The organism is Neobacillus niacini (genome assembly GCF_048572935.1).
Lineage (GTDB): Bacteria > Bacillota > Bacilli > Bacillales > Cytobacillaceae > Neobacillus > Neobacillus niacini.
The window spans coordinates 4,746,371-4,758,864 of the sequence record NZ_CP183883.1 but is presented as its reverse complement, the minus strand read 5'-3'; the positions used below and the strand labels follow the sequence as shown (position 1 = coordinate 4,758,864).

14 protein-coding genes are annotated in these 12,494 nt (G+C 39.4%); 12 read left to right on the top strand and 2 right to left on the bottom strand.

The annotated features are described in order from the left end of the window. The first annotated feature begins 48 nt into the window (after positions 1-48). The 10 genes from ACN6MT_RS23405 (at position 49) to ACN6MT_RS23360 (ending at position 8,874) form a co-directional block, all read left to right on the top strand. On the top strand, positions 49-1,329 hold the full coding sequence (locus ACN6MT_RS23405) for a Rieske 2Fe-2S domain-containing protein (RefSeq protein ID WP_419888292.1): 1,281 nt from the start codon (positions 49-51) through the stop codon (positions 1,327-1,329). Between the two features lie 153 nt (positions 1,330-1,482). After that, a complete protein-coding gene (locus ACN6MT_RS23400) occupies positions 1,483-2,907 on the top strand; it encodes an amidase (RefSeq protein WP_419888291.1) in 1,425 nt (474 codons plus the stop codon). 19 nt (positions 2,908-2,926) lie between these two features. After that, positions 2,927-3,313 carry a VOC family protein gene (locus ACN6MT_RS23395; protein WP_419888290.1) on the top strand — a complete coding sequence of 129 codons (387 nt, stop codon included), beginning with the start codon at positions 2,927-2,929 and terminating at the stop codon, positions 3,311-3,313. A gap of 82 nt (positions 3,314-3,395) precedes the next feature. After that, a complete protein-coding gene (locus ACN6MT_RS23390) occupies positions 3,396-4,310 on the top strand; it encodes a catechol 2,3-dioxygenase (protein ID WP_063254913.1) in 915 nt (304 codons plus the stop codon). 147 nt (positions 4,311-4,457) lie between these two features. Further along, positions 4,458-4,784: a 2Fe-2S iron-sulfur cluster-binding protein gene (locus ACN6MT_RS23385; protein WP_419888289.1), complete on the top strand. Its 327-nt coding sequence runs from the start codon at positions 4,458-4,460 to the stop codon at positions 4,782-4,784. 1 nt (position 4,785) lies between these two features. Next, the gene (locus ACN6MT_RS23380; protein WP_419888288.1) at positions 4,786-5,226 is read left to right on the top strand and encodes a GlcG/HbpS family heme-binding protein; all 441 of its coding nucleotides are present in this window, start codon (positions 4,786-4,788) and stop codon (positions 5,224-5,226) included. Positions 5,227-5,403: 177 nt separating this feature from the next. Continuing rightward, complete coding sequence (locus tag ACN6MT_RS23375; protein WP_419888287.1) at positions 5,404-6,888, top strand: aldehyde dehydrogenase; 1,485 nt, start codon at positions 5,404-5,406, stop codon at positions 6,886-6,888. Positions 6,889-7,015: 127 nt separating this feature from the next. Next, entirely contained in the window at positions 7,016-7,795 is a 780-nt protein-coding gene (locus ACN6MT_RS23370; RefSeq protein ID WP_419888286.1) for a 2-keto-4-pentenoate hydratase, read from the top strand. Positions 7,796-7,841: 46 nt separating this feature from the next. Then, positions 7,842-8,624, top strand: a complete 783-nt coding sequence (locus ACN6MT_RS23365; RefSeq protein WP_419888285.1) for a 2-keto-4-pentenoate hydratase — start codon at positions 7,842-7,844, stop codon at positions 8,622-8,624. 61 nt (positions 8,625-8,685) lie between these two features. After that, the gene (locus tag ACN6MT_RS23360; RefSeq protein ID WP_256235465.1) at positions 8,686-8,874 is read left to right on the top strand and encodes a 4-oxalocrotonate tautomerase; all 189 of its coding nucleotides are present in this window, start codon (positions 8,686-8,688) and stop codon (positions 8,872-8,874) included. A 187-nt stretch (positions 8,875-9,061) separates the two neighbouring features. On the opposite strand, the gene ACN6MT_RS23355 is transcribed toward ACN6MT_RS23360, so the two are convergent. Beyond that, on the bottom strand, positions 9,062-9,202 hold the full coding sequence (locus ACN6MT_RS23355) for a hypothetical protein (protein ID WP_419888284.1): 141 nt from the start codon (positions 9,200-9,202) through the stop codon (positions 9,062-9,064). 782 nt (positions 9,203-9,984) lie between these two features. Here ACN6MT_RS23355 and ACN6MT_RS23350 point away from each other — a divergent pair. Beyond that, positions 9,985-10,437, top strand: coding sequence for a hypothetical protein (locus ACN6MT_RS23350; protein ID WP_419888283.1), 453 nt, complete (start codon positions 9,985-9,987; stop codon positions 10,435-10,437). 290 nt (positions 10,438-10,727) lie between these two features. After that, on the top strand, positions 10,728-11,168 hold the full coding sequence (locus tag ACN6MT_RS23345) for a hypothetical protein (protein ID WP_419888282.1): 441 nt from the start codon (positions 10,728-10,730) through the stop codon (positions 11,166-11,168). 596 nt (positions 11,169-11,764) lie between these two features. Here the strand turns inward: ACN6MT_RS23345 and ACN6MT_RS23340 are convergent. Further along, positions 11,765-12,433, bottom strand: coding sequence for a hypothetical protein (locus ACN6MT_RS23340; protein ID WP_419888281.1), 669 nt, complete (start codon positions 12,431-12,433; stop codon positions 11,765-11,767). Positions 12,434-12,494 lie beyond the last annotated feature (61 nt).

The following is a 12,494-nucleotide window of genomic DNA, read 5'->3' as shown; positions in this document are numbered from 1 at the left end:
AGTCAAAATTTTCTAAAAACAGATAAAGTACAAATGGGAGGAATCGACATGTTATCAAAACAAGATAATCATTTATTAACAAGAGTAGGGCCTGGTACTCCGATGGGTGAGTTGTTTCGCCGCTATTGGATACCGACATTAAAGTCAGATGAATTACTAAGCGACGGCAAGCCGCAGCGCGTGAAATTGCTCGGGGAGGAATTAATTGCGTTTCGTGATACGGAAGGGAAAGTCGGTTTAATGGAGGAAGCCTGCCCGCACCGTGGAACATCTCTATATTACGGCATCAATGATGGATGCGGCTTACGCTGTATGTATCATGGCTGGAAATTTGATACGAATGGTGATTGTACGGAAATTCCGTCAGAGGAAGGCGATCCGAAGTTTAGACATAAAATCAAGATCAAAAATTATCCGGTGAAGGAGGTAAAAGGTATCGTTTGGACGTACATGGGACCGGAAGAGAGCCAGCCTGAATTTCCTGAATTCTACTGGATGGGGCTTCCTGATGAATATATGATGTCGGAACGGGTTTGGCAGGAATGCAACTATGCACAGGTAATGGAAAATGATCTTGATTATGTACATGCGGCGTTTCTTCACAAAGCACATGGGAAACAGGAGACAGGAGAAGGAATTTTAAGTACAGATTTAGGAATTGATCCGAACCATCCGCTTGTGAAGAATCCACCGGTCAAACAAGATGTAGAGGATACCAATTACGGAAAACGCTGTGTAGCCGTAGGAATTGGCAACGAAACAGAAAATGCCTTTATGGAAATTCATTATATCTTCCCGTTTTATACTTATCCACCAAGGTTTGAGGGTGAGGATGGAATGTGGCATGCGTTCATTCCAAGAGATGACTACAGCACTTGGTCCTGGGATGTACAATTTTCACATAACCGTACAATTGATGCTCAGGCGAATCATGAACGCCGCGGCTTAAAGTTAGATGAGCACTTCAAAAAACAAATCAGCCTTGAGAATGATTATGCACAGGACCGTGAGCTACAAAAGACAGGAAATTTCACCGGAATCCGAGGAATCGCTAATCAGGATCACGCAGCAACCGAAACAATGGGGCCGATTGTCGACCGCTCTAAAGAGCATCTAGGAACAAGTGATTTACCGATTATTCATATGCGCCGCTTATTGCTTCAACAGGTGAAAGCGTTTCAAGAAGGAGCAGAGAACTTTAAGTTAGACAATGAATCACTGAGGAACCTATACAGTGCGGGACTCTACGACAAGAACGAAAAGTCCTGGCAGGAGGCTTTTCCTTTGGAGGAACAATATAAAAAGGATGGGCAGAAAGTAAAGTCTTAAAATATTTGAATAAATAGGAATATCAAAGTGAGAGTAGGGATTTGATGACTTTAGAAGAGTATCTACGCACCATTTTATGTGATGAGGAACTAGAATTAGCAACATTAGAGCCGTCCTTTACTTTTAATTTAGAAGTTTATGAGGAGACAAGCCATGAATCAACTCCTTTTCGAAACAATTGAAACTGCAGGGGCCGCGATTAGAAATAAACGGATTTCACCGGTTGAGTTGACGCAAATGACATTAAACCAAATTCACGAGTATGAGCCAAGAGTTAATGCGTTTATTACTGTCATGGAAGAAGAAGCCCTGGTTCAGGCGAGGCAATTGGAAGAGGAATTACTGAATAATATTGTGCGGGGGCCGTTGCACGGAATTCCCATTGCTGTCAAAGACATTTTACAAACGAAGGGTGTAAAAACGACTGGCGGCTCGAAAATTTTTGAAGACTGGATTCCTTCTGAGGATGCGGCGGCTGTTCAAAAGCTAAGAGAGGCTGGAGCTGTTATCATCGGCAAGGCCAATCTTCATGAGTTTGCCATGGGGGCAACGACGGAAAATCCACATTATGGAAGCACCAAGAACCCTTGGAATGTCACTAGAATTCCAGGCGGCTCAAGCGGCGGCTCAGCAGTGGCAACCGCAACAGGAATGGCCTTTGGTGCGGTAGGCACAGATACAGCTGGATCCATCCGACTACCGGCAGCAATGTGTGGCACAGTCGGGTTCAAGCCGACCTATGGAGTCGTTAGCAGACGCGGGTGTCTACCGTTCAGCTGGTCATTGGATCATGTAGGGCCGATGGCAAGAACGGTTCAGGATGCGGCCATCATGCTTGAGGTCATGAGAGGGCATGATGTGAAAGATCCGGCAACTGTTAAAAGGAATGTTCCTGTTCGATTTGACTCCTTAGGCGACTTAAAGGGTGTAAGGCTAGGATTCTATGAGCCATACATGTTTTCCAGGATTGATGCTGATGTGAAATGGGTGATTGAACAAGCCTTCCGTCAGCTAGAATCACTTGGCGCTGAAATCATTCCGATTGATTTACCAGGAATAGATGAAGCCCTAAATGCCTTAAAGGCAATCGCTCAATCAGAGGTAGTCTCCGTGCACGAACCATTATTGAAAAAATACGGTCATCTATACGGAGATGATTTGAAATACCGCTTTGAATTTGGCAGTGATATTTCCGCAACAATCTACCTTCGTGCCCAGCGCAGGAGAGAGCAATTTGTCAGAGAAACAATCAAACAAATGAATGGGATTGATGCCTTAGTCGGCCCAACAAATGTCCAACCACCGTTTGAAATCGGTACGATGGTTCCAGAAATGGCGATTAGCAATATGTTTACTCTTGGGAAAACACCATTAGCAAATATCCTAGGCTTCCCAGCTCTATCCGTAGCCTGCGGCTTTACAACAGAGAACCTGCCAGTCGGATTGCAGCTAATCGGAAAACCATTCACAGATCATCGAGTGCTTCAAATTGGCGACTGCTACGAAAACTCAATGCAATGGGTCAAAGCACTAATGATGATGCCAGGGGACGGTTCTGCTGCTTCCTCAAACAAATAAAGAATAAAAGGAGAACTATATGATACGGAAAATGGAGCACGTATCCATAATGGTTCGTGATATGGATCAATCGATCCGGTTTTATTCGGAGATTTTTGGATTTAACGTCCGTCTCCGGGGAAGTAAATCCGACCGCGAAATGGCTTTTTTGTATCTTGAATCACAGCCTGATATGGAGATTGAGCTTATTCATGAGAAAAAAGAAAAGCTTAAGTACATTGAAACGGGTATTGTGAACCATCTTGCTTTTACAGTCGAAAACATTGATGAAACGATTCAGTTCTTAAAAGAAAAAGAGATCATCGTTACTTCGGATATGGTGAAGCCAACGCTTGATGGCGGGCGCATGATCTTCTTTCACGGGCCAAGCCGGGAGCTGCTGCAGTTAGTAGAAAAAGTAAAATGAGCCGGATCAGCATTTTGAATAGTGCTAAGGTGGCATTATGGTGTCATCTCTCAAAAAACTACCTGTATTAGGAGGATAAAAAATGACAAGAGTTATGCGTTTAGGCCGCGTGGAATTAAATGTATTAAACTTAGATAAATCAGTAGAATACTATACAAAGGTTATAGGGTTAGAAGAAACGGGACGTATGGGAAATAGTGTTTACTTAAAAGCATGGGATGAATTTGATCATCATAGTTTAATTTTAACAAAATCGAACAAGGCGGGTTTAGTCCATTTAGCCTTTAAAGTAGAGACAATTGATGATCTTGCCTATTATGAAAGAAAAATAGAGGAATTTGGCTGTACGACTACTCGTATTTCCAGCAATACTAGATTAGGTGAAGGGGAAGCCGTCCATTTTATTTTGCCAACTGGTCATCATTGTGAACTTTATCATGAAATCGGTTTCTTAGGCACAGCCGTAGGAACGAGAAATCCACATCCATGGCCATTAGGTATGAAAGGGATTGCTCCACATCGCCTTGATCACCTATTACTTACTGGTGATGATTTAAAAACAGTTACAAGATTCTTTGTTGAAGTGCTTAATTTTGGACAAAGTGAAAGAGTAGTTACAGAAGGGGAAGAAGAATTAGTCGGCAGTTTCTTATTTACGACAAATACGTCTCATGATATTGCTTTTGTAAAAGGGCCTGATGCAAAACTTCACCATGCAGCATTCGGTGTAGAATCTCTTCATGATGTATTTAAAGCAGCTGATTTATTATCGATGTATGAAGTACCATTCGATGTGACTCCTACTCGACACGGAATTTCAAGAGGACAAACCATTTATTTCTTTGACCCATCAGGAAACCGTAATGAAGCATTTGCAGGTGGGTATATGGCATTTCGGGATATGCCAACGATTACATGGGATGCGTCAAAAATTGGAACGGGTATTTTTTATCACCGCAGAGAATTATCTGAATCCTTTATGAAGGCATTGACTTGATTTTATTTTCAGAGTAAATGAAATTGACCTACTGGGAAAAAAGCCCCTACAAAGTAAGTTGGAAAACAAATGGGTGGGGCAAGGGACTCCTTCTCCCATCTGCCTCGGCGAAATCCGAGAGTCTATCTGAAATTAAGGAGAAACGATATGTATAAAGTAACTTTAAAGGTAAGAAATCAACAATTTGAGTATAATTGTGCTCCAGATCAAACACCTTTAAGAGCAGCCCGAAACGAGTTTATTCCATTTCCGACAGGATGCCAGCGCGGCGGCTGTGGGATGTGCAAGATGAAAGTTTTAGAAGGGGAATATAAGCAAGAATTAGAGCGCTCACATGAAGCACTATCTAATGAGGAACTAGCCAACGGCTTTGCACTAGCTTGTTGTATGACAGTTAAAAGTGATCTTGATATTATTTCTGCAGCTGATTACGAAGACCAACTAAAAAAAGCGAGTCTGGAAGAAGCGAAATAAAATGCTATATCAAAAATATGCTTTAACCCAGTCGCTAGCATTGAAAATTCTTGAGGCAGTTACAAAGAAAGCAAAAGAGGTTGGAATTAAAATTAATGCTGCCATTGTAGATGAAGGAGCTAATTTAAAAGCCTTCATTCGCATGGATGAAGCCGCATTACTAAGCTCAGACATTGCCCAAAATAAAGCTTATACGGCTGCTGCATTTGGAAAACCGACACATGAATGGTATCCAATGATAAAAGATGACCCCGCCTTGTTAACAGGGATTGTTCATACAGATAAGCTTGTTGTTTTTGGTGGAGGTATTCCGTTACTATACAATGGAATTATTGTTGGAGGCATTGGTGTTTCCGGCGGTAGTGCAATAGAAGATGTACAATGTGCAGAAGCAGGTGCTAAAGTATTTGAACAGTATGCTCAGCTTACTCTATATAGCTAGTAGCCCTATTTTGAGCTTTCTCAATTTAAAGACTTTTTGTCCTAAGTGCATATAATGGGAAACATAATAGAATAGTAGATACACTTTTAAAAAAAGTATATTGGATGTAATCTTTTGGGGATAAAAAGTATGTAGGCGTTAATAAGAAATTAGCAATGTTCAAGGAGGAGTTTTACAATGCAAGTCCAAACTAAAACAGTAGTTGAACCTATTGTTAAAGCATTTGATTGCTTACATTATATTGACGGCAAATTTGTTGAATCTTTAGATGGAAACACATTTAATAACGTGAACCCTGTAACGGAAGAAGTTTATGGTACAGTTGTAGAAGGAAGCGCGGCAGATATTGATTTAGCTGTTAAAGCTGCGAAACGTGCTTTCGAAGAAGGACCATGGGGAAAAATGAGTGTACAAGAACGTTCGAAAGTTCTCCGCAAAGTTGGTGATATTCTTGAAGCAAGACAAGAAGAAATCGCACAATTAGAATCCTTGGATACCGGAAAGCATCTTAAATTTTCACGTCACGTTGATGCACCTCGAGCAGCGGCAAACTTCCATTTCTTTGCTGACTACATGATTTCTATAGGAACAGAAGCATACCAGGATGAAGTTCATAATGCGCTTAACTACGGATATCGCCGCCCGATCGGAGTAGTCGGATTAATCCAGCCATGGAACCTCCCATTATTCTTATTAACTTGGAAATTAGCTCCAGCTTTAGCTGCAGGCTGCACAGTAGTTATTAAGCCATCTGAATTAACTCCAATGACAGCAACAAAATTAATGGAAATTCTTAAAGAAGCTGGTGTTCCGGATGGAGTTGTAAACTTGATTCACGGCTTTGGTCCTGGTGCTGGAAGTGCTATCAACAAACACCCTGACATTTCAGGTATTGGCTTTATCGGTCAAGTATCAACAGGTACTAAAATCATGGAAGAAGCTGCTCCTACATTAAAAAAGCTTTCTTTCGAATTAGGCGGTAAAAACCCTAACATTATCTTTGCGGATGTGGATATTGATGAAGTAGTTGCCACCACTATTCGATCAAGTTTTACAAATCAAGGGGAAGTTTGTGTATGTGGTTCCAGAATTTACGTTGAGCGTCCAATTTATGAAGAATTCTTAGAAAAATTTGCAGCAAAAACAAGAGAATTAAAAGTTGGCGACCCATTTGATATGGCCTACGATCAAGGCGCATTAGTTGCTAAAGTACACTATGATAAAGTAATGAGCTACCTAAAAATTGCTGAAGAAGAAGGCGGAACTTTCGTTACAGGAGGAAAACGTCCTGAAGGATTGGATAAAGGATATTTCATAGAACCTACTATTATTACTGGTTTAGATGACAGTTCTCGTTGTGTTCGTGAAGAAATCTTTGGGCCAGTTGTTACAGTTATTCCATTCGACACAGAAAAAGAAGTAATTGCGGCAGCAAACGATACCCGCGTGGGCTTAAGTAACACAATCTGGACTAACGATATCCGTCGTGCACATCGTGTAGCTCAAAAAATTGTATCAGGTTTATCTTACATCAACTGCTGGTTCGTACGTGATTTAAGAACTCCATTTGGGGGTACGAAAGATAGCGGACTAGGTCGCGTTGGCGGTGCTCATAGCTGGGAATTCTACACAGAATTAACGAATATTTGTGTTAAACTATAATTCTCTTTTCTAAAAACATCTATGTTGCACGGTATAGATAGGTTAGGCCGTGCAACAGGTTTTTAAATGTTTTCTGTTAATACGAACAATGACCAAAATACATATTTAATAGAATGGATGTATTTAATTGATAAGTAAAATTGAAAAGTTTGCAGCTCAATTAATTGAAGCTGAACAAACACGCGTTGGAATAGATCCGTTAACTACGTCAGATCCAGAAATTTCAATCGATGAGGCATATTATATTCAACTGCAAAATATTAAAAAGAAGCTAGTCGAAGGACAAAAAATAGTCGGTAAAAAAATCGGCTTAACTTCTGTAGCAGTACAAAAAATGTTAGGTGTAGATGAACCAGATTACGGACATCTTTTAGACAGCATGGTAGTAGAAAATGGCGGAACTATTGACATCAAAACAATGCTTCAACCAAAAATTGAAGGCGAAATTGCTTTTATTTTGAAAAAAGATTTAAAAGGCCCTAATGTGACTGTCCTTGATGTTATACAAGCAACAGATTATGTTGTTCCCGCTTTAGAAATTGTTGACAGCCGGGTTCAAGATTGGAAAATCAAATTACAAGACACAGTTGCAGATAATGCTTCTTCAGGATTAGTCGTATTAGGCGGCAAGCCGACAAAAATTGAAGATATTGATCTTGAATTAATTGGCATGGTATTAATGCAAAATGGTGAGGTTGCCAATACCGGGGTGGGGGCTGCTGCTCTTGGAAATCCGGCTACTTGTGTTGCATGGTTGGCAAACCGTTTGGCTGATTATGGTATCCCCCTAAAAGCGGGGGAAGTAATTCTCTCTGGTGCACTTTCTAGCATGGTGGTTGCAAAACCTGGTGACAACTTTACTGCAAGATTTGCTCATCTTGGACAAGTAAGCGTTAACTTTAAATAATTTGGCTTGAATAGATCATGGAATTGTATCCGAGGAGGATAAGAAAATGGCTAGTGAAATCTTTAAACAAATTGCAGATTATCTTGAAGCAGCAGAATTAGAAAAACGGGAAGTTGTAAAAATCACAAAGACTATTAAACCTGATTTAACTGTGGCGGAAGCATATCAAGCACAAGAATTGCTTGTTCAAAAGAAATTAGATCGAGGACACAAAATCATTGGTCCTAAAATGGGTTTAACAAGTAAGGCAAAATGGGATCAAATGGGTGTTTCAGAGCCTATTTATGGCTATGTATTTGATTATATGCTTGTTGAAAATGGCGGAGTCGTTCCTTTTCAAATTCATCCAAAAGTAGAGGCTGAAATTGCTTTCCTTATTGGTGAAGATATTGAAGGACCTGGAATTACTGGTGCACAAGTATTAGCAAAAACAGAATATGTTTTGCCGGCACTTGAGATCATTGACAGCCGTTATGAAAACTTTAACTTTACCCATACAGATGTAATTGCTGATAATGCATCTACTTCAAGGGTTGTTTTCGGAAATACACTAAGAAAACCAAGTGATTTTGATTTGGAATTAGTAGGTGCTACACTTTCGATTAATGGTCAAATTAAAGAACTTGGAGTTGGTGCAGCCGTTTTAGGGCATCCAGCCAATGCAATTGCTGTGTTAGCCAATATGCTTGCCAGAAAAGGCGACAAGATTAAAAAAGGTGAAATCATCATGTCTGGTGCTTTAACAAGTGCTGTCCTTTTAAAAGTAGGGGATTTTGTTTCCGGAAAGTTCGACGGACTTGGAGAAGTTACTTTCACTATTGGTGAATAAGATAATTAAAAGTTGAGATATGTTAAGATTGAAATTTATGAAGGATTGAGAGTGATAAATTATGCCGCTTATTCAAGTAAATATTATGGAAGGCAGACCCCCTGAAAAAATAAAAGCATTAATTGAAAATATTACTGATACAGTTGTTGAAACATTAGATGCTCCTAAACAAAGTGTCAGAGTTTTGGTTAATGAAATGCCAAAGACTCATTGGGGAATTGCCGGAGTACCAGCTTCCGAAAGAAAATAAAAAATAGTAACAATGTAAACGTCAAATTGTCCTCCACCTGTCGATTATCAAAACCAACAAGTTATCTTGGACACACCATACTTTTGACATGTTCCATTATAGCAACAACCCGTTTGCACCGTTAAAGAGATCCATAGCTCAACCCATATCTTTGAGCATCTACCTGGGATCACCCTATTTAACAAGGTCACTCATCTTCAAAACAATTCCATGCGGCCAAGGATGCTACGTCAATATGCCCGCCGCGAATCATTGAAAATGATTCAGTGCTGTCAAAAATGGAAGCTCCAGGCACAGTGGTAAATGTTTCCTTTCCTGCATTAGTCAAATCTTGATTTTCCTGACCAGCAAACGGGTTGAATGAGTTGAAGATGTATGAGAAAGGTTATTTTGCTGGTTACATAGAGGGTGGGGGAGGAGAAGATTTCGGTGCCGAGTTTGGTGCCCATTTGAAAAAAATTAATGATATTACCTAACACTCTAAAATCACAGAAACCTTATTCTATAGCACTTTATGGGACTTTGTGATATTAGAAATGACGTACTGTATAGAACTTCAAAACTGCTTGAGACCTGCGTGCCAGGTCTGGTGGGTTCGATTCCCACGCAGTCCCGCCAAAAGTATCGATTTATCAAGGGTTTGAACAGAATTACTTTGATTAAGTTTCACATATTCCTTAACAGTCTCATCCCTATCTACTGGCCCAATTGTAAAGGGGCTGTTGACGAGACTATAGAGAACGTTTCTTTAACCTCCAAATAGTTATTTATTGGAGGTTATTTTATGTAGACGGTTGTTATTACGAAAAAGATAAGCCGAAACTCGCACTGGTTTAGACGGGGGGATTATCGTTACTGATCCAGTCTGGGGTTGGTTAAGGTTGCTTCCTAATTTTAAAAGTCTAATTGTGAGTTTCCGTATCACGTGGTACCGTAGTTTAAGCACTGGTTTTCTGCCCGTAATTTTTCCTTTGATTAACCTTTTTACCGGTTTTTATGCAATCCGTTGAAGGAATGAAAAATAATTTTATAAAGGGAGCTTTGTCCCTTGCAAGCTGTCCCTTTGGTGCATCAAATATAGTAATCCTAAAAAGTATGAGGTGCTAAAAATTGTCAAAAAAAATTCTTACAACAGGACCGATGATGGTTCCTAGGAAAATAACAGGTGATCCCGTCGGCGGTCCTCCAGACGAGGTTGCTATTACAATTATAAATCCAACTTCTAAAAATTTTAAGGTACAAGTTTTTGCAGACATTTGTCCTCCGGACTCAACAACTGTAAGGACTGAATCTTCCGATTTATTTACCATTCTTAATAATAGCTGTTTAAGATTACGTCTTTTTAATAGTGTTCTTCCTGACTCTATTATTCGTTTATATGCTATAGGTCATATTGATAAAGATGCAAAGAAACTAGAAATATCGTTCGTAGGCAGAAGAGCAAGTGATCGAATGCATGAACCAACCATGTTCTTCCGTCATGCAGATCTCATTGAAGTTGAAAACGAGGATATCCATCATGTACCTCGAACGACTGTTGCTTCGAATTGGGAAATCTGCTAATTTATCCAAATAAAAGAGAACCGTCAAATCCATTTACTTTTGGGTTGCGGTTCTTTTTTATTTCAGGCATTGTCTTAAGAAATGTCACCACTTCTTTTTTCTATGATTTCCACTTCATTGCAAGTAGCCATTTGTTTTTAAGTTTCTTTGTCTTTGGCACTAATATCAAAAAGGGCTTTGCCCCCTATCACTGATATATTTTTTAAATTAGGCTCACGATTATGGACGGATAAACCTGTCATCTATTGATAAAATGAATAATTTATTGTTATAGAAAGGAAGTGATATTAATGGACGGCATGAATTTATGTTTAACTGCCCGAATAAGACAGCAATTTACATTCACTGCGGACGATCAAACTCTTAATAATATTATAAAAAATATATCCAATAGAGGTGTAAGTTTTACCGGTACCACAATCACTAAGCTACAAAACACTAATCTTGTCAGAATTGTTGTTGGGCCCCCACTATCGAATGATCCAGATGCTAATCGTGTTGTGCGAGATGTTCTTTGCTCAGCAGGCGTAAGGTTTCTGGAGGAGAAAGTTATACAGCTTCTTGGGTTGGTAACCGGAACAATCGGCGTCTTAAGTCGTATATATGAAGCTTTGTTTCGTAAAGTAAAAGTGAAAGCTATATACTTTGGAGAAGATAATGCAATTATTGTCAGCGTTTCAGATGTTAAAAGAGCCCTTCGATTATTAGAGAAAAATGATATAATTGGTTAATGTTCCATTGTGAAGTTTTAAAGATTGGAGGATTTAGCTATCCGATTTTTTATTATTCAAGAGTGAGCACCGAGTCCAAAGAGAATGCTCTGGAGTCTAGGAGAAATTTTGGGCGAATATCTTAAATGAGGATTATTTAGAACTATATAGAAACTGGATTGGGAAAGAAAAGGACAAGCTAGAAGGGGAGCGAATCCTCCAACTTAATGGCTTTGCTTTTTTAAATGTTTCAATAAACATTTTCTGATTAAACTACCGGGTGGCAAAAGTCATTCAGACTCATTCGAATGAAAATAAATATGCCTTCTGGGATGCAGGCGGATTTGATTGCTTCGAACCTTTATTGCTGTCTATTTGACTTATAGTATAAATGAAGGGTTAAGTTGGCAAGAGGTAAGGATTACCAAAACGCTGTTATTTCCATTTTTTCCATACGTGGCCGCTAACGATAAAGGGGCTCATATTTCCCTGGAAGCATGCCAGTAAATACAAATCCAAGAGAGTTATTGAATATAAAAAGTGAAAAGAGAGTGGAATTCCAGATAATCTGTGATTCCACTCTCTTTTTAATGAAGTTTATTCTATTATTGAATTTCTTAGTCATGGCTGTTAAATTTATATTCAAATTCAGGTGCTGTTTGTGCAAAATAACCGCTTCGAACTTGTGCAGCCCAGTTTTGAAGAGCTTCCTTCCATTGTACGCTATTGAAAAATTGATCAACGGATGTCGTAGCAGAGAACCATACCACTGGGGTGAACGGTGCAAGTTGTCCAGTCCAGATTCCGCCTGCTCTATCCTGCATAGTACTCTCTATGACGAGAAGGATAGGAAGGCCACGCTGATAGGCCATGGATGGTTCAATTTGTAAAAACGGTGAATATGGTTCACCTTTGTTTGTAGGTCCAGTTGGCACCAATAGAGCAGCTGCCAGTCCATAACTTGAATTAACCATTGTACGAATATTTTCTAAGGTTGTATCGGGATACTGTTCAGTATTAGGTAAAGTTCTGGGGAAAAGGAGAACCTTTTTAATTTCTTTAAACATCCGAATAATAAATTCCTGCTGATTAGTAAAAGGTGGATTCGGATCACCTAGACTAAAAAGGTTTTGATGGCTGAAGAAGACGGGAATTCTAAAGAACGCGGTTGCTGCATCATTTAAATCTTGAATATCCCTTTGACACTGTAGCATTTCTTCATTACTTAAAGTTATATTGGTTTGTTCCTTCTTATTAGATTTTTCCTTAAGATTTTTATCCAACATGTTTGCATCACCTCATAATTAAGGATATTCAAAGAAAAATGAAGTGATTGGACAAGTATTA